15 protein-coding genes are annotated in these 16,509 nt (G+C 67.3%); 6 read left to right on the forward strand and 9 right to left on the reverse strand.

Annotation, left to right across the window (positions count from 1 at the left end; all coding sequences use genetic code 11):
• Positions 1 to 365 precede the first annotated feature (365 nt).
• Entirely contained in the window at positions 366 to 1,301 is a 936-nt protein-coding gene (locus tag A3OM_RS0121370) for a ring-cleaving dioxygenase (protein ID WP_018045833.1), read from the reverse strand.
• A 154-nt stretch (positions 1,302 to 1,455) separates the two neighbouring features.
• On the opposite strand from A3OM_RS0121370, the gene A3OM_RS0121375 reads away from it, so the two are divergent.
• Positions 1,456 to 2,079, forward strand: coding sequence for an NAD(P)H-dependent oxidoreductase (locus A3OM_RS0121375; protein WP_018045834.1), 624 nt, complete (start codon positions 1,456 to 1,458; stop codon positions 2,077 to 2,079).
• 10 nt (positions 2,080 to 2,089) lie between these two features.
• Here the strand turns inward: A3OM_RS0121375 and A3OM_RS0121380 are convergent, their stop codons facing one another.
• From A3OM_RS0121380 to secB, 4 genes are all read right to left on the reverse strand, one after another.
• Entirely contained in the window at positions 2,090 to 2,686 is a 597-nt protein-coding gene (locus tag A3OM_RS0121380) for a HupE/UreJ family protein (protein ID WP_026176273.1), read from the reverse strand.
• A 280-nt stretch (positions 2,687 to 2,966) separates the two neighbouring features.
• Positions 2,967 to 4,505, reverse strand: coding sequence for a histidine--tRNA ligase (gene hisS / locus A3OM_RS0121385; protein WP_018045836.1), 1,539 nt, complete (start codon positions 4,503 to 4,505; stop codon positions 2,967 to 2,969).
• Positions 4,506 to 4,604: 99 nt separating this feature from the next.
• On the reverse strand, positions 4,605 to 5,090 hold the full coding sequence (locus A3OM_RS0121390) for a DUF3429 domain-containing protein (protein WP_018045837.1): 486 nt from the start codon (positions 5,088 to 5,090) through the stop codon (positions 4,605 to 4,607).
• A 200-nt stretch (positions 5,091 to 5,290) separates the two neighbouring features.
• Positions 5,291 to 5,800 (reverse strand): protein-export chaperone SecB, encoded by a 510-nt coding sequence (gene secB / locus A3OM_RS0121395; RefSeq protein WP_018045838.1) that lies wholly within the window; start codon positions 5,798 to 5,800, stop codon positions 5,291 to 5,293.
• A gap of 437 nt (positions 5,801 to 6,237) precedes the next feature.
• Between secB and A3OM_RS0121400 the strand changes: the two genes are divergently transcribed.
• The 5 genes from A3OM_RS0121400 (at position 6,238) to mnmE (ending at position 12,000) form a co-directional block, all read left to right on the forward strand.
• The gene (locus A3OM_RS0121400) at positions 6,238 to 6,963 is read left to right on the forward strand and encodes a Tim44/TimA family putative adaptor protein (protein WP_018045839.1); all 726 of its coding nucleotides are present in this window, start codon (positions 6,238 to 6,240) and stop codon (positions 6,961 to 6,963) included.
• 52 nt (positions 6,964 to 7,015) lie between these two features.
• Complete coding sequence (locus A3OM_RS0121405; protein WP_051074441.1) at positions 7,016 to 8,170, forward strand: murein transglycosylase A; 1,155 nt, start codon at positions 7,016 to 7,018, stop codon at positions 8,168 to 8,170.
• On the forward strand, positions 8,167 to 8,835 hold the full coding sequence (locus A3OM_RS0121410; RefSeq protein ID WP_026176275.1) for a Smr/MutS family protein: 669 nt from the start codon (positions 8,167 to 8,169) through the stop codon (positions 8,833 to 8,835). Before A3OM_RS0121405 ends, A3OM_RS0121410 begins: the two co-directional genes overlap by 4 nt.
• A 267-nt stretch (positions 8,836 to 9,102) precedes the next feature.
• Positions 9,103 to 10,446 (forward strand): transcription termination factor Rho, encoded by a 1,344-nt coding sequence (rho, locus tag A3OM_RS0121415; RefSeq protein ID WP_018045842.1) that lies wholly within the window; start codon positions 9,103 to 9,105, stop codon positions 10,444 to 10,446.
• Between the two features lie 246 nt (positions 10,447 to 10,692).
• On the forward strand, positions 10,693 to 12,000 hold the full coding sequence (gene mnmE / locus A3OM_RS0121420) for a tRNA uridine-5-carboxymethylaminomethyl(34) synthesis GTPase MnmE (RefSeq protein WP_026176276.1): 1,308 nt from the start codon (positions 10,693 to 10,695) through the stop codon (positions 11,998 to 12,000).
• 103 nt (positions 12,001 to 12,103) lie between these two features.
• Here the strand turns inward: mnmE and A3OM_RS0121425 are convergent, their stop codons facing one another.
• From A3OM_RS0121425 to mnmG, 4 genes are read right to left on the reverse strand one after another with little or no spacing between them, the layout of a single operon-like run.
• The gene (locus tag A3OM_RS0121425) at positions 12,104 to 12,997 is read right to left on the reverse strand and encodes a ParB/RepB/Spo0J family partition protein (protein WP_018045844.1); all 894 of its coding nucleotides are present in this window, start codon (positions 12,995 to 12,997) and stop codon (positions 12,104 to 12,106) included.
• A gap of 54 nt (positions 12,998 to 13,051) precedes the next feature.
• Positions 13,052 to 13,894 (reverse strand): ParA family protein, encoded by an 843-nt coding sequence (locus A3OM_RS0121430; RefSeq protein ID WP_018045845.1) that lies wholly within the window; start codon positions 13,892 to 13,894, stop codon positions 13,052 to 13,054.
• On the reverse strand, positions 13,891 to 14,532 hold the full coding sequence (rsmG, locus tag A3OM_RS0121435) for a 16S rRNA (guanine(527)-N(7))-methyltransferase RsmG (protein WP_043764376.1): 642 nt from the start codon (positions 14,530 to 14,532) through the stop codon (positions 13,891 to 13,893). Before rsmG ends, A3OM_RS0121430 begins: the two co-directional genes overlap by 4 nt.
• Positions 14,522 to 16,411: a tRNA uridine-5-carboxymethylaminomethyl(34) synthesis enzyme MnmG gene (gene mnmG, locus A3OM_RS0121440; RefSeq protein ID WP_018045847.1), complete on the reverse strand. Its 1,890-nt coding sequence runs from the start codon at positions 16,409 to 16,411 to the stop codon at positions 14,522 to 14,524. Before mnmG ends, rsmG begins: the two co-directional genes overlap by 11 nt.
• Between the last annotated feature and the right edge of the window lie 98 nt (positions 16,412 to 16,509).

The following is a 16,509-nucleotide window of genomic DNA, read 5'->3' on the forward strand; positions in this document are numbered from 1 at the left end:
TCCCGGCTCCACCATCTTCAGAATCAGCCGCTATAGGGGAGTAAGATCGCATCGCTAGCATGGTGCAGTTGTCTGGGGGTGGGCACGATCACCGGCAGAGCCGGCCCGATCTACCTGCCAGGGGCTGCATGCATACGAGGGGATCATCGCCCATCGGGGCGATGCTTTCCTTTGGAATGCAGCGGGCGCGTCGAATGGCCCGTTCGCGGCTTCGTTCGAGCGACATCGCGCCGACGAGGCAGGTGATGGCGGCAGGTGATGGCGGCCCGAGCGCCCGCCTCCCGTTCCATCGGCCGCTCCGCCGCAGCCGATCCGGGTCGGCGCTCGTCATCTCGTGAAACCTGCCTGGTCCGGTGACCTTGCGATCACAGGGGCTTCAGACCCGCTTCGATCTCGGCGCGACGACCTTCGAGGAAGGGCGGCAGGGACAAGCGCTCGCCCAAAGTCTCCAATGGCTCGTCGGCGGTGAAGCCGGGACCGTCGGTTGCGATCTCGAACAGGATGCCGTTGGGTTCGCGAAAATAGAGGCTGCGGAAGTAATAGCGGTCCACCGGCCCGCTGGAAGGCATGCGGCGCTGCTTCAGCCGGTCGGCCCAACTGCCGTAATCCGCATCGGGGATGCGGAAGGCGACGTGGTGGACCGCCCCCGCTCCCTGCCGCGCGGGCGGCAGGCCGGGTTCTTCCAAGAGGTGGAGCTCGGCCCCCGCGCCCCCCTCGCCCATCTGCCAGACGCGAACCTCGCCCTCCGGCATGTCATAGCTCCGGGCGTGACTCATGCCGAGCACCTCGGCGAGCACGGCCTCCGTCGCCCCGATCCGCGCGAGGCTGAGGCGGATCGGTCCGAGGCCCCGGATCTGGCGCTCCACCGGCACCGGGCCGGCAGGCCATGGATGGGCGTCGCCTGCGCCGCCGTCATCCACCAGCATCAGGCGCTGGCCCTCCGCATCCTCGAAATCCAAGGTGAGGCGGCCGTCGCGCAGGATAGGCTCCTCGTGGCTCACCCCCTCGCGGGCCAGATGCTCATGCCACCAAGCGATCGTGCCCTCTCCCGAGACGCGGAACGCCGTCCGGACGATACTGTCGGTGCCGCGGCGCTCGGGGGGCGCCGGCCAGTCGAAGAACGTCACGTCGGTGCCGGACGCGGCGATGCCGTCGGCGTAGAACAGGTGGTAGGCCGAGACGTCGTCCTGGTTCACCGTCTTCTTCACGAGCCTCAGCCCGAGAATCCGCGTGTAGAAGGCCGCGTTGTCGGCGGCGCGCGCGGTGATGGCGGTGAGGTGGTGAAGTCCGGTGAGGTGCATCGGCCTGTCCTGCGAATGACGATGTCCCGCTGAGATGGGTCGTCCGTCCACGGAATGCGATGGCCGCCCGGATCATCCGGGAAAGCAACCCGACGCTGGACCGGAGCGGGAGGCGCGATACATCCCTCTGCCCACCGCCATTGGAGCCCTGCGCATGCCCCATCTGCTCTACGTCGAAGCGTCACCGCGCAAGGAGCGCTCGGCGTCGATCGAAGTCGCCCGCGCCTTCCTGGACGCCTGGGGAGAGACGCATCCGGAGGGTACGGTGGACGTGCTCGACGTCTGGAACACACCGCTTCCGGATTTCGACGGGGAGGCGCTGGCCGGCAAATACGCGGCGCTGGCGGGTGACACCCTGAGCCCGGCGCAGGAGGAGGCCTGGGTCGCCATCCGCGCCCTGGCGGCAAGGTTCCAGGCCGCCGACCTGATCCTGTTCGCGGTGCCGATGTGGAACTACACCATCCCCTACAAGCTCAAGCACCTGTTCGATCTGGTCTCCCAGAAGGATCTGCTCTTCACCTTCGACGAGCGCGGCCAGAACGGAATGCTGGAGGCGACGGCGGTCGTCGTCAATGCGCGGGGCGTCGCCATCGGCGAGGATTTCCCCGCCGAGATCTACGATCACCAATCGACCTATATGGCGACCTGGCTGCGCATGGTCGGCATCACCGATATCCACCAGATCGCGGTGGAGAAGGGTCTGATGGGAGCCGATCTCGACCGGCAATCCCGCGAGCAGGCCCGCGCCGAGGCCGGAGCCCTGGCGCGAACGCTGTAGGGCCCCGGCTTCAGAAAGCGCCGGCCAGGAGACCGAGGCCGGCGGCGGCGAAAGCGGCGCCGGCGACACGCAGGGCCGGACGCCCATTCCCCTCACCGAGACGCCCCATGCCGAGGCCGAGACCGAGGCCCGCGGCGTGAAGCAGGGCGGTGGCGGCCACGAAGCCGGCGCCATAGGCGAGACCGGAGGCCGCCTCCGGCATCTCGGCGCCGTGCGCATGGCCGTGGAACACCGCAAAGACACCCACGAGGGCCATGGCCGCCGCGACCGGCATCGTCAGCCGCAGGGCGACGGCGGCACCGAGCACGGCCACGGACAGGGCGATGGCGGTCTCCACATGCGGGAGCGCCACGCCGGCCGCGCCGAGAGCGCCGCCCACCATCATCATGCCGATGAACGACAGCGGGACGAGGACCATCGCCCGGCCGCCGACCTGCGCGGCGACGAGGCCCACCGCCACCATGGCGAGCATGTGGTCGAGACCGGTCAGGGGATGCAGGAACCCATGGGCGAGGCCCGACGCATCGCCCTGCCCGGTATGGGCGAGGGCAGGACCGGCCATGAGACCGAGCGCCAGACCCGGCAGAATTCGAACGCAGCTTCTCATTCCCGCTCTCCCCGAAGCCCTAGAGGCCGTCACCCGCCCTGAATGCCGGACGTGACCGGTTCTGGCAACGGTCGTGCCGACGATGGCAAGGCCCTTCTTCCGTGGGTTCCGGCTCGCTTCCCGTTTTGGTCCAAGCGGCCAGGAAAGACAGAGGGATAGCGAGCTCGGCACGCCCTGTCCCATCGCAGCGACGGGGCGGATAACCCCGCCCCTTTCCCGGCCACCTGCAGCGAAGCGGAAGGTCGCCGGGAACGAGCGCAAAGATCGGGCGAAGCCGTCCTCAGAAATGCCGCGCCAGCACCTCGCGGACGCGCTCGACCATCTCGTCTTCCTTCACCGAGAACTGGGCCGGGCGCGCCGCCTTCCATTCGGCGTTGCTGGCGATGGCACCCGCCGCCTTGGCGCCCTCGATCAGATCCTTGACCTGCACTTCGCCCGCCTCGCGCTCGTTGGAGCCCTGGATGATCGCGCAGGGGCTGCCGCGCCTGTCGGCGTATTTCATCTGCGCCTTCATGCCCGAGCCGCCGAGATAGAGTTCGGCGCGGATGCCGGCCTCACGCAGGCGCGCCACGAGGCGCTGGTAATCGGCGATGCTGTCGCGGTCGAGGACCAGCACCACCACCGGGCCGGGCTTCGCGGTGCCTTCGAGAAGCGGGCTTCCGGTGAGCTGCAGCGCCGAGAACAGCCGCGACACGCCGATGGAGAAGCCGGTGGCCGGCACGGGCTCGGCGCGGAAGCGCCCGACGAGGCCGTCATAGCGGCCGCCGCCCGCCACCGACCCGAAGCGCACGGTCTGGCCATCTTCGTTGGTGACCGGGAAGGTCAGCTCGGCCTCGTAGACCGGGCCGGTATAATATTCGAGGCCGCGCACCACCGAGGGGTCGGCCCGGATGCGGTCGTGGCCATAGCCCGCCGCCGCACAGAGCCGCATGATGGCGTGCAGTTCGGCGATGCCCTCGCGGCCGGTCTCGGACGAGCCGACCACCTCGCTCCAGGAGCCGAAGAACTGCTCCCAGAACGCCATCCGGTCGCCCTCTGCGTCGGGAGCGGCCTGGAACGAGACGTAGGCGAGGATCCGCTCGATGGCGTCGGACGCGAGGCCCGCGCCCTTTGCGAAATCACCGCTCTCGTCCTTGCGGCCCTCGCCGAGGAGTTGGCGCACGCCCTCGACGCCGAGGCGGTCGAGCTTGTCGATGGCGCGCAGTACGGTGAGGCGCTGCCCGGCCTTGTCCTCGCCCGACAGGCCGATCGCCTCCATGACGCCGTCGAGCACCTTCCGGTTGTTGACCTTGATGACGTACTGGCCCGACAGGCCGAGTTTTTCGAGCGTGTCGGCCATCAGCATGCAGATCTCGGCATCCGCCGCGACGGAGCCCGCGCCGACGATGTCGGCATCGCATTGCATGAACTGGCGGAAGCGGCCCGGGCCCGGCTTCTCGTTGCGGAAGACGTAGCCGGCGCGGAAGCTGCGATAGGGTTTGGGGATCGCGTCGAAATGCTCGGCCACGTGGCGGGCGAGCGGCGCGGTGAGATCGTAGCGAAGGGACAGCCAGGATTCGTCGTCGTCCTGGAACGAGAACACGCCCTCGTTCGGGCGGTCGAGATCGGGCAGGAACTTGCCGAGGGACTCGGTGTATTCGACGAAGGGGGTCTCCAGCGCCTCGAACCCGTAGAGCTCGAAGCTCTGGCGGATCGTCTCCAGCATCCGGTGCTGCGCGGCGATCTCGTCGGCGCGGCGGTCCACGAAGCCGCGCGGCAGGCGCGCCTTCAGCGTGTCGGCCTTCGTGGAATCGGCCTTCTTGGGATCGGCCTTGGCCATGGTGTCTTCGCTTTGCGTTCGGTCTGTCGGTGTCAGCCGGGCTCTATCCCGCGCGCTCCCGAGCGGCAAGCGCGTCGGGCGTGGCAAGGGATGTCGTCGTCAGAGCTTCAGGGCCAGCAGGGCGCACAGGCTGAGGATGGCGATGGGGATCTGCGTCGGGCGCAGGCGTGCGAAGAAGAGCGGCGCCTCCCCGGTGCGGGCGGCGATGGGATCGAGGATCGCCACGGTGGTGAAGCCGGCAATCAGGAGGGCGAGGGCCACCACCGTCAGGCCGAGGGAAGCGGAGACCAGGGCGACGAAGCCGAGGCCGAACAGTCCGAGCATGGTGGCGATCTGGATGAAGGTGGGGCCGCCCTCGGTGCGGAAGCTGACGCCGCGCCGCACGCCCGACAGGAACAGCAGGATGGCGCAGCCCCAGAGGATGGTGAGGTAGAGGATCGCATCCCCGAGATCGTCGCGCCGCCACCAAGCCAGTGCCGCGCCGATGGTAAAGGGCAGCATCGGGCCGTAACCGAAGACGATGCCGAGCCACGGCACGGCACGGGGTTCGCTCACGGTGAACGTACGCTTGTCGTCCCGACCCATTCCGTCACCGCTTCTCGCTGTGCTTCGCCGGGCAACCCTCCCACCGGAGCGGGGTTCCGGCATGCGGTGCGCATCGATCGGCGTCGGAGTCCAAGCGCGGCTGTTTTCACGTGCAACACGCAGCTTGCATCCCGAAACGGAAAACGCCCCGGCGCGCAGAGCGGCCGAGGCGTTTCCGGGATCGACGATGTCTCGCCGAATCAGGAAGCCAGCGGTCCGGTCTGCCCGGCCTGCTGGTTCTGGGCCTCGAAGGCCTTCTGGCGGTAGAGGCCGACGAAATCGATCGGGTCGATATACAGGGGCGGGAAGCCGCCGTTGCGCACGGCCTCGGCGATGATCTGGCGCGCGAAGGGGAAGAGCAAGCGCGGGCACTCGATCATCACGGCCGGATGCAGCTGATCCTGCGGGATGTTGCGCATGCGGAAGATGCCCGCATAGTTCAACTCGAAGGCGAACAGCACTTCGTTGTTGATCTTGGCATCGCCTTCCAGGGTCAGCTCGACCTCGAAATCGGCCTCGGCCAACTGCTTGGCATTGACGTTGACCTGAATGTTGATCTGCGGGCCGCTTTCCTGCGGCTGGAGCGAGCGCGGCGCGTTCGGGTTCTCGAAGGAGAGATCCTTGGCGTATTGCGCCAGGGCGTTGATGGCGGGCGACTGGTCTTCGGCGGGAGCCGCGCCGTTGCCGTTCGGTGCCGGGGTGTCGGCCATGGCGTTCTCGTCCTCTTTCGCGGGGTCTTTCGGGGCACCTCGGCGATCCGCTGCGCGGCGTATCGTCTGATCGTCGCAGGGCCGGGTCCGAGCGACAGCGCGCTAACACGATGGGCCACCTCGGACAAGACGAGCGGCGGGAGCAGGCGAGGCGCGAGTGCTGGGAGTTCGGCCCGTGAAACGAAGCCGTCTCCGAACTCGGCGATCCGCACTTGACCCTGAACCCTCCGGCATGGCCACTCCTTGGCTGGATACGGCGCGCGGCGAGTCCCATATGCGGGCTGAGATCGTGGGTCGCGTCCTCCTCATCCAGGGCGGGGTCCTTGGATTCTCCGGCTCGATCCTTGCGCGGCGCTCCGATAAAGGGCGTAGCGGTGGGATTTTCGGGAGCCCCCCTCGAACACACATATCGTGCGACGGCCACGATCGGATCGGTGATGCAGGATTCCTTCGATTTGACGACCCTGATCTTCTTGGCGCTCGCGGTGTTCGTCATCTGGCGGCTCCGGTCGGTGCTCGGGCAGAAGACCGGAACCGAGCGCTCGCCGTTCAAGCCGGTGGACCGGAGCCGCAATCCGCCGCCGGTGCGGTCGGACGGCGACAACGTGGTGCGCCTGCCGGGCGCGGACCGCGGCCAGCCGCAGACCGATTCGGCCCCCGCCGCGATTGCCGAGGTCCGTGACTGGCGTGGCATCGCCGAGCCCGGCTCGGCCGTCGCCCATGGGCTCGAAGCCATCGTCCAGGCGGAGCCGAGCTTCGACCCCCGTGCCTTCGTGGAGGGCGCCAAGGGCGCCTATGAAGCCATCGTGATCGCCTTCGCCAAGGGCGACCGCAAGACCCTCCGTAGCCTGCTCTCGCGGGAGGTCTGCGACGGGTTCGAGCGCGAGATCACCGCCCGGGAATCGCGCCGTGAGACGGTCGAGACCACCTTCGTCTCCCTCGACAAGGCGGAGATCGTCGCCGTGGACGTCCGCAATAAGGTGGCGCAGGTGACGGTGCGGTTCCTCTCACACCTCATCACCGCCACCCGCAACGCCGAAGGTCAGGTCATCGACGGCAATGCCGAGGCCGTGGCCGAAGTGCCGGATGTCTGGACCTTCGCCCGTACGCTGGGCAGCCGCGATCCGAACTGGCAGCTGGTGGCCACGGAAGCCGGCGCCTGAGGATCCAGGGTTTGTCGTGAGTGGGTTTTTCAATCGGGCGTCCGTCGTCGCCCTGGCTCTCGTCGCTGGCTGTCACCCCGGCCCGGTCGCTGTCGCGGCCGGGCCGCTTCGCGTGGGAGGGGCGATCCTGGAGCCGGTGGACCTCGCGACGCTGCCGGGATTTCCCGGCCCCGACCCGGTCGCCTCCCTCGACGCGTTCCGCCGGACCTGCGCCGCCCCCCCGGTGGAAATCGCCTCGACCGTCGCCGGCTCGGCGGAAGATCTCGCCGCCGCCTGCAGCCGTGCCGCGTCGGTCGAGCCTCAGGAGGCCGGGGCCTTCTTCACGCGGAATTTCGATGCCTATCGCATCGTGAGGCCGGGCGAGGCGGGTGGTCCGCCGCGCCGGACGGGCTTCCTCACCGGCTATTTCGAGCCTGAACTCACCGGCGCCCTCGTCGCCGGCCCAGGCTTCACCACCCCTGCTCTCGCCCGGCCGGACGATCTTGTGAGCCTCGCCCCCGGCGAGACGAAGCCCGGCCTCGACCCGGCCTTGCGGGCGGCACGGGCGACGGGGACCGGGTTCGAGCCCTATCCCGACCGTGCGTCCATCGAGGCGGGCGGGATCGGGGAGCGGGCCCGGCCGCTCCTCTACCTGCGCGACCCGGTCGACCTCTTCGTGCTCCAGGTCCAGGGTTCGGGACGCGTGCGCCTTCCCGATGGGCGAGCCGTGCGCGTGCTCTATGACGGTCGCAACGGCCGTCCCTACACCTCGGTGGCCAAGCTCATCGTCCAGGCGGGACACCTGCCTCTCGAAGGCCTAACGCTGGCCCGCTGGACCGGCTGGCTCCGCGCCCATCCGGCCCTCGCCAAGCCGTTGATGCAGTCCAACGCTTCCTACATCTTCTTCCGCCTCGCCGAGGTGGAGGATCCCAGCCTCGGTCCTCCCGGAGCGGCCGGCACACCTCTGACGCCGGGCCGCAGCCTCGCGGTCGATTCCGCCCTGTGGCGCTATGGAACGCCGTTCTGGCTCGAAGGTCGGATCGCGGGGGAGGATGCGCCGGGGCGTCTCGTGGTCGCCGCCGATACCGGCTCGGCCATCGTCGGTCCGGCGCGGGGAGACCTCTATCTCGGCACGGGCGAAGCGGCAGGGATCGCCGCCGGCAACCTGCGCGATGCAGTCGGTTTCGTGGTCCTGCTGCCCAAGCCGCGTATGGCGCCCGTTCCATGAGGTTCCCGCGCAGACCCCGCGGCTTGTCGGGCGAGGATGCGTTCCTCTGGGGCGAGATCGCGCGGCTGATCACCCCGCTGCGCGGCCGTACCGTGCCGATCGCCAAGACGCCGATTGCCAAGGCTCCGGCCACCGGGAATCCCCCTCCTCCGAGAAAAAAGCCGGAAGCGCCGGGGCTCGCCGCCAAACCCGTGACGAAGCCAGTCACGGAGAGGCCAGCCTTGCCCGGCGGCGTGAAGGCCCCGGTGAAATGCATCGTGAAGCCGATCCCCGCGCCCTCCCCCGTCGCGGCCCCGGCGACCGTCGTCACGGCGCCGCCTCTGCCCGGTCTCGAACGCAAGGCGCGCCTCGCCCTGCGGCGCGGATCGCTCAAGGTCGAGGCGCGGATCGACCTTCACGGAATGTATCAGGCCGAGGCTCACGGCGCCCTGGTCGGCTTCCTTATGCGCTGCCGCTCGGCGGGCCACGCCCATGTCCTCGTCGTCACCGGCAAGGGGGGTGGGTCGGGCTATGACGAGGCGTCCTCGGAGCGCGGCGTCCTGCGCCGTCAGGTTCCTCATTGGCTGCGCTCGCCGGAACTACGCAGCATCGTCATCGGCTTCGAGGAGGCGGCACGCCACCACGGCGGCGCGGGCGCGCTCTATGTGCGTCTGAGGCGTCGCTGAGGCGTCGGTCCCCACCGCGTCCCGCCAAGGCCCCGGTCGGCTCGTCATTCGCTCGCGCGAGTGGGACTTGAGCCGGATGCGAAAACGCGATATGCGGGAAGTCCCTCCTTTTACGCCGTGTTGCATCCGAGAGCCACAGGCTCCCTCAAGACGATGCGCGGAGCCGGTCTTTACCGACGCTTCGACATAGGTGCCGACAAGGCATCCGGCGCTTCTCCGACTGTCCCGCCCGATCAACCCTCGTCCATCGTCGGTTCTCATTCTCCCATGACGTCACAGAACGATTCCCTCAATCCCGTTGATCCGCCGGCCGAGGTCGGATTGGTCGCCGCCGATCTCGGTCAGCACCGTGAGGTCAAGCTTCAGGATCTGAAGTCGAAGACCCCCACCGACCTGATCGCCTTCGCCGAGGAAGTCGAGGTCGAGAACGCCTCCACCATGCGCAAGCAGGAGCTGATGTTCTCCATCCTGAAGCAGCTCGCTGCCAAGGAGGTCGAGATCATCGGCGCCGGCACGGTGGAAGTGCTGCAGGATGGGTTCGGCTTCCTTCGCTCTTCGGAATCGAACTACCTGCCGGGCCCCGACGACATCTATATTTCACCCACTCAGATCCGCCGTTTCGGCCTGCGGACCGGCGATACCGTCGAGGGACCGATCCGCGGTCCCAAGGACGGTGAACGCTACTTCGCCCTGCTCAAGGTGAACACGATCAACTTCGAGAACCCGGAGAAGATCAAGCACAAGGTCCATTTCGACAATCTGACGCCGCTGTTTCCGACCCAGCGCTTCAAGCTCGAACTCGATGCGCCGCCGAAGAAGGATTTCAGCCCGCGCATCATCGACATCGTCGCGCCGATCGGTAAGGGCCAGCGCGCCCTGATCGTGGCGCCGCCGCGCACCGGCAAGACCGTGCTGATGCAGAACATCGCGCAGTCCATCACCATCAACCACCCGGAATGCTACCTCATCGTGCTGCTCATCGACGAGCGCCCCGAGGAAGTCACCGACATGATCCGCTCGGTGAAGGGCGAGGTCATCGCCTCTACCTTCGACGAGCCCGCCACCCGCCACGTTCAGGTCGCCGAAATGGTGATCGAGAAGGCCAAGCGCCTCGTGGAGCATGGCCGCGACGTGGTCATCCTGCTCGATTCGATCACCCGCCTCGGCCGCGCCTACAACACCGTGGTGCCGTCTTCCGGCAAGGTGCTCACCGGCGGTGTCGACGCCAACGCGCTCCAGCGCCCCAAGCGCTTCTTCGGCGCGGCGCGCAACATCGAGGAAGGCGGCTCGCTCTCGATCATCGCCACCGCCCTCATCGACACCGGCTCGCGCATGGACGAGGTGATCTTCGAGGAGTTCAAGGGCACCGGCAACTCCGAGATCATTCTCGACCGCAAGGTCTCGGACAAGCGGATCTTCCCGGCCATCGACATCACCCGCTCGGGCACCCGCAAGGAAGAGCTCCTGGTCCCGCCGGATTCGCTCAAGAAGACCTACGTGCTGCGCCGCATCCTCAACCCGATGGGCGTCACCGACGCGATCGAGTTCCTCATGGACAAGCTGCGCCAGACCAAGAGCAACAACGACTTCTTCGATTCCATGAACACCTGAGAACGGTCCTCCCTCCAGCTCGGACGCCCGTCGATAGACGACGGGTGTTCCCGGGCGAGGGAGGATGCTTGTTCTCGACCTCGTGTCATCTCCTGCCGGGACCTTGGAGAGAGGTCGATCGCGGAGAACACAACATCACGGGCGGCGAATGATGTTTTCCGCCGGAAAGCACTCGATTTGCCGACTAGTGTAGTTGTCGAGTGGGGCACTCGCCCGGCTTCATCGAGACTTGGCAGCATGTCGGCCATGAGCGACGGCACTACGATCTTCGCGCCGGCAAGCGGCTTCGGCCGGGCCGCTGTTGCCGTGATCCGCATCAGCGGTCCGGCTTCCTCGTTTCTCCTTGGGGCGATGGCCGGGCGCCTGCCGCCGCCCCGACGGTTGTCGCTCCGCACGCTGCGCGACCCTGCAACCGGCGACGTACTCGACTCCGCCCTCATCGTTTGGATGCCAGGACCCGCCACGTTCACCGGCGAGGACATGGCCGAACTCCACCTCCATGGCGGCCTCGCCGTTCGGTCCGCCGTCATGGCCTCCCTCGCCGCACAGGCCGGATTCCGCCTCGCCGAACCGGGGGCCTTCAGCCGCCGCGCAGTGGAGAACGGGCGGATGGATCTCACCGCCGCCGAGGGCGCAGCAGACCTGATCGACGCGGAAACCGATTCCCAACGGCGCCAGGCCCTGCGCCAACTCGACGGCGTCCTTGGTCGCAAGGTCACCGATTGGCGGGACCGACTGATCGATCTCATGGCCGGAGCCGAGGCCGCTCTCGATTTCTCCGATGAGGGCGATGTCGATGAAGCGGCGCTCGACGCTGCGCTGCATGTGAAGGCCCGCGCGATCCGCGACGAGATCGACGTGGCTCTTGCCGATGCCCGGCGGGGAGAGCGCCTGAGGGAAGGTTTCGTGGTGGTGCTGTCCGGCCCGCCGAATGCTGGCAAATCGACCCTGCTCAACGCCCTGAGCCGACGCGATGCCGCCATCGTCTCGGCGATTCCCGGCACGACGCGGGACCTCATCGAGATCCGCTGCGATCTCGGCGGATTGCCAGTCATCATCGTCGATACAGCGGGACTGCGTGACACCGCCGATCCCGTGGAATCCGAAGGCATTCGCCGCACCCGCAAGCGGATGGAGCAGGCCGACCTCGTCCTCGCTCTCCGCGCCGGCGACAATTCGACCGATGAAGCGCTCCCCCTACCCGATCGCAGCATTCTCGTGCGCACGAAAGCGGATCTCGGAAGCGATGGGGGCGGCGACATAGCAGTCTCGGCGCTGACCGGGCAGGGCATCGATCGCCTGCTCGACCTCATCGAGGCACGGGCGGAGGCCGCCCTCGGCGGTGGCGATGCCCTCGTCACCCGCGAACGCCACCGCGACGGGCTGACCCGCTGCCGCGATCACCTAGACAGGGTATTGTCGGGCCCTGCCCTTCCGGAACTCCTGGCCGAGGATCTACGCCTCGCCGTTCGCGCCCTGGGCGAGGTTGCCGGCCGGGTTGGCGTCGAGGACATGCTCGACCGTCTGTTCTCAGGATTCTGTATCGGCAAATAAGGATGCGGACAGACCGAGCCGGGATTCCTTTCCCGTCCGAAATCGCCTTGTGCCGATGCGTCAAGCGTTCCGCGAAGGTGTGGATGACGGTGCCGAATGAGCTTCACGCTCCATCGGATACCTCGAACCGCTTGCACAAGGCATCGAGTTCCTCCGCCGTCTCGTAGCGGATGCGTATCTCGCCACTGGCCTGACCCTTGGCCTTCAGGGAGACCGAGACGCCGAGCGCGCGAGCCATGGCCTGTTCGAGGCTGCGCACCTGAATATCGCGCTCGGGCTTGCGAGGGCGTCCTGGGCGGGGTGCGTCGCCCTCCGGCACTTCCGCCGAAGCGAGGGCCTCGACCTCACGCACGGACAGGCCCTCTGTGACGATGCGCCGGGCGACCCCTTCCGGGTCCCTCACCGCGAGCAAGGCGCGGGCATGACCGGCCGTGATCTCGCCCGCGACGACCCGGTCCTGGATCGCGCTGGATAATTGCAATAGCCGAAGGGTGTTGGCGAGATGGCTGCGGCTCTTGCCGATGATCTCGGCGAGCTCCGTCTGGCTATAGCGGAATTCGCTCATCAGCCGCTCGTAACCGGCCGCCTCTTCGATGGCGTTGAGGTCGCTGCGCTGGACGTTCTCGAGAATGGCGTATTCGAGGGACGTCCGGTCGTCGATTTCGACGACGACGATGGGGGCTTCGTGCAAACCGGCGCGCTGCGCCGCGCGCCAGCGGCGCTCACCGGCGACGATCTCGAAAGTATCCGGAACGCCCGCAAGCGCCCGCACGACGATGGGTTGGATAATGCCGCGCAGCTTGATGGACGCGGCGAGTTCGTCCAGTTCGGCGTCATGGAAGCGTCGGCGCGGATTGCGTGGGTTGGGACGGAGAAACTCGACGGCGACCTTACGCTGTGCCTGCGGTTTGCCCGCATCGCCGTTGTCGTCGCCGAAGTCACCGATCAGGGCCGCAAGCCCACGCCCGAGCCGGGGCCGCGCCACATCATCCGCCATCGCCACCTGCTTCAACTCCGATACGCTACGCATTTACAGGAAAGAACGAGAGACCTAGGCCGCGACCGGCAGCCGGCCTTCGCGCTGGATCACCTCCGAAGCCAGGCGCAGATAGGCCTGTGAGCCGGCACATTTCAGGTCGTAGAGCAATACCGGCTTGCCATGCGACGGGGCCTCCGACACACGCACGTTACGGGGAATCGTGGTCTCGTAGACCTTATCGCCAAGAAAGCTCCGCACGTCGGCGGCGACCTGGTTCGAAAGGTTGTTGCGCGGATCCACCATGGTCAGCACCACACCTTGGATCGTCAGCCGGGGGTTCAGCGCCGTGCGTACCTGCTCCACGGTACGCAGAAGCTGGCTCAATCCTTCGAGGGCGAAGAACTCGCACTGCATCGGCACGAGCACCGCATCGGCGGCCGCGAGGGCATTGATCGTCAGCAAGTTCAGCGACGGCGGGCAATCGATCAGAACATAGGTCACGCCCTCCGTCGCACCGGCCTTGCCGATATCGCTCATGGCGTTGCGGAGGCGATGGGCGCGGTCCGATGAGCTCGCCATCTCGAGTTCGAGGCCGAGCAGATCCATCGTGGAGGGGGCGAGCAGCAGGCGAGGCACGGCGGTGGGCACCACGGCCTGAGCCAGGGACGAGTCCCCGGCAAGCACGTGATAGGTCGAAACCTTGCGCGAGCGACGATCGATGCCGAGTCCCGTGGAGGCGTTGCCCTGCGGATCGAGGTCGATCACCAGCACGCGCTCGCCAATGGCAGCGAGGGCGGTACCGAGGTTGATGGCCGTCGTCGTCTTGCCGACGCCGCCCTTCTGGTTGGCCAAGGCGAGGATGCGTAGCGGCCGCTCGGGCACTGCCCTGGAGGCGGAAGAGGGTTCGATGGTCATGAATCCACGCGGGAGAGGGCGGTGACGCGGACGATCCGCGCTTCCGACTCAGTACGGCTCGTCACCAGATCGTAAACGAATCTCCACCGTTGCGCTGCAGCGGTCAATTCCGCTTGTGCATCACGGCCCTTCGGAAACAGGGCGGTGGTGCCGGTTGTCAACAGCGGTTCGGTCCAGTCGAGCAGCTGGTGAAGCGGGGCCAGGGCGCGGGCGCAGACGACATCGATTCCGACGTGGTCGGCAACCGCGTCTTCGATGCGAAGGTTACGCACCCGCGCCGGGGCTTTCGTGAGGCGCGCAGCCTCAGTGAGGAAGGCACATTTGCGCGCATTGCTCTCGATCAGATCGACCTGAAAGCCAGGCCGTTCGCGCCCCGCGATGGCGAGGATGAGGCCGGGAATGCCCGCACCCGAACCGAGATCGAGCCATGTGGTGGCGGTCGGAGCCAGATCGAGGAGCTGCAGTGCATCGGCGATATGGCGGGTCCAGACCTCCGCGAGGGTAGCCGGTCCGACGAGATTCTTGACGTTCTGCCACCGGCGCAATTGCTCGACATAGATGTCCAAAGCCGCGGCTGTTTCACGTGAAACATTTGCCTGGGCGAGCACCCGAGCCCGGTCGCCCTGCTTAGCGGCCATGAACGGTCGCCAGGCTGGAGCGGTCGGCACGGCGGGCATGAGCCGCGAGGAGGGTAAGGGCGGCGGGGGTCACCCCCTCGATTCGCGCCGCCTGCCCCAGCGTGCCTGGTCGGACGGCTTCGAGCTTGGTTTGCATCTCATTGGACAGCCCGGGGATCGCCGCATAGTCGAGCTTGATCGGTAGGGCCACGGCCTCGTCTCGCCGAAAAGCCGCGATATCAGCACTCTGCCGGTCGAGATAGACCGCATAGGTCGCATCCGTCCGCAGGCGGTCCGCCACGCGGGAGGACACGCTCCGTAACTCGGGCCACACCTCGGCGAGACGGTCCCAGCCGATCTCGGGATAGGACAGCAATTGGTAGGCGCTGCGGCGTATGCCGTCCTGATTGAGGGCAATGCCGTGCCGTGCCGCCGACGCTGGTGTCAGGCTGAGGCCGTCGAGCCGTGCTTTCGCTGCTTCGAGTTCGCCCTGGGAGTGGGCAAAATGCTCTGCCCTCACCGAGCCGACACAGCCGAGGGCAGCGCCGCGTGGGGTCAGGCGCTCGTCGGCATTGTCCACGCGGAGAGACAACCGATATTCCGAGCGCGACGTGAACATGCGGTAGGGCTCACTGACCCCATGGGTCACGAGATCGTCGATCATCACGCCGAGATACGATTCTGCCCGGTCGAAACTGGCGAGGGGCGATCCGCCCGCGAGACGAGCCGCATTGATGCCGGCCACCAGCCCCTGCCCCGCCGCTTCTTCGTAACCGGTGGTGCCGTTGATCTGCCCAGCGAGAAAAAGGCCGGGCAGGCGCTTGGCTTGAAGGCCGGTGTCGAGTTCGCGCGGGTCGACGTAATCGTACTCGATGGCGTAGCCCGGACGCACGATCGCTGCATGTTCGAGGCCGGGAATCAGGGCGATCAAATCGCGCTGCACGCTCTCCGGCAAGGCGGTCGAAATCCCGTTGGGATATACTGTCGAGTCGTCGAGCCCCTCCGGCTCCAGGAAGATCTGGTGCCCCTCACGATCTCCGAAACGCACTACTTTGTCCTCGATGGATGGACAATAGCGCGGACCACGGCTGCTGATCCCACCCGAATACATCGGGGAGCGGTGGAGATTGGCGCGGATGAGATCGTGTACAGCACGGGTGGTGCGGGTGATTCCGCATTGGATCTGGGGCGTGGTGATCCGATCCGTCAGCGTCGAGAACGGCACGGGATCGTCATCCGCCGACTGCATCTCGAGCCCGGACCAGTCGATGGTGCGGCCATCGAGGCGGGCAGGGGTACCGGTCTTGAGCCGCCCCAGGGCAAAGCCCAGCCGGTCCAGGGTTTGAGCGAGGCCGACGGACGGCCCCTCCCCTACACGCCCGGCGGGGATCTGCACCTCGCCCATATGGATCAGTCCGCGCAAGAACGTGCCGGTGGTCAATACGACCGCCGGGCAGGCCAGGGTTCGGCCGTCTGCCAGGATCACGCCTGCCACCCGTGCGACGTCGACGAGGATATCCGCGACCTCCCCCTCCACCACCACGAGATTGGCGGTCTCGGCCACCGCCTCCTGCATCGCCCGAGCGTAGAGCTTACGGTCGGCCTGTGTGCGGGGGCCTCGCACGGCGGGACCCTTGCGCCGGTTGAGCAGACGAAACTGGATACCGGCCGCATCGGCGACCCGGCCCATCAATCCGTCGAGGGCGTCGACCTCACGGACGAGATGTCCCTTACCAAGACCGCCGATGGCCGGGTTGCACGACATCGCGCCGATCGTAGAGGCCGAGTGAGTGACCAGGGCGGTGCGGGCTCCGGTGCGGGCGGCGGCGGCGGCCGCTTCCACGCCGGCATGGCCGCCGCCGACCACGACCACGTCGAAAGAGGAGCTCGTCTGGGACATAGGGTGATTAGGCGCGACCGGAGCGAGTCGTCAACGAGGAGAGCGACGACCATCGACGTTCCATCGCATCCGATTTTCGCGATGGACCTCCCGAAACT

Origin of the sequence: Methylobacterium sp. 88A (genome assembly GCF_000376345.1) — a bacterium.
Classification (GTDB): domain Bacteria; phylum Pseudomonadota; class Alphaproteobacteria; order Rhizobiales; family Beijerinckiaceae; genus Methylobacterium; species Methylobacterium bullatum.

What these genes read in the sequence shown, in the direction of transcription:
- A3OM_RS0121370 (WP_018045833.1), bottom strand. Translation starts at nt 1,301, where the DNA reads ATGCACCTCACCGGACTTCACCACCTCACCGCCATCACCGCGCGCGCC.
- A3OM_RS0121375 (WP_018045834.1), top strand. Translation starts at nt 1,456, where the DNA reads ATGCCCCATCTGCTCTACGTCGAAGCGTCACCGCGCAAGGAGCGCTCG.
- A3OM_RS0121380 (WP_026176273.1), bottom strand. Translation starts at nt 2,686, where the DNA reads ATGAGAAGCTGCGTTCGAATTCTGCCGGGTCTGGCGCTCGGTCTCATG.
- hisS (WP_018045836.1), bottom strand. Translation starts at nt 4,505, where the DNA reads ATGGCCAAGGCCGATCCCAAGAAGGCCGATTCCACGAAGGCCGACACG.
- A3OM_RS0121390 (WP_018045837.1), bottom strand. Translation starts at nt 5,090, where the DNA reads ATGGGTCGGGACGACAAGCGTACGTTCACCGTGAGCGAACCCCGTGCC.
- secB (WP_018045838.1), bottom strand. Translation starts at nt 5,800, where the DNA reads ATGGCCGACACCCCGGCACCGAACGGCAACGGCGCGGCTCCCGCCGAA.
- A3OM_RS0121400 (WP_018045839.1), top strand. Translation starts at nt 6,238, where the DNA reads ATGCAGGATTCCTTCGATTTGACGACCCTGATCTTCTTGGCGCTCGCG.
- A3OM_RS0121410 (WP_026176275.1), top strand. Translation starts at nt 8,167, where the DNA reads ATGAGGTTCCCGCGCAGACCCCGCGGCTTGTCGGGCGAGGATGCGTTC.
- rho (WP_018045842.1), top strand. Translation starts at nt 9,103, where the DNA reads ATGACGTCACAGAACGATTCCCTCAATCCCGTTGATCCGCCGGCCGAG.
- mnmE (WP_026176276.1), top strand. Translation starts at nt 10,693, where the DNA reads ATGAGCGACGGCACTACGATCTTCGCGCCGGCAAGCGGCTTCGGCCGG.
- A3OM_RS0121425 (WP_018045844.1), bottom strand. Translation starts at nt 12,997, where the DNA reads ATGGCGGATGATGTGGCGCGGCCCCGGCTCGGGCGTGGGCTTGCGGCC.
- A3OM_RS0121430 (WP_018045845.1), bottom strand. Translation starts at nt 13,894, where the DNA reads ATGACCATCGAACCCTCTTCCGCCTCCAGGGCAGTGCCCGAGCGGCCG.
- rsmG (WP_043764376.1), bottom strand. Translation starts at nt 14,532, where the DNA reads ATGGCCGCTAAGCAGGGCGACCGGGCTCGGGTGCTCGCCCAGGCAAAT.
- mnmG (WP_018045847.1), bottom strand. Translation starts at nt 16,411, where the DNA reads ATGTCCCAGACGAGCTCCTCTTTCGACGTGGTCGTGGTCGGCGGCGGC.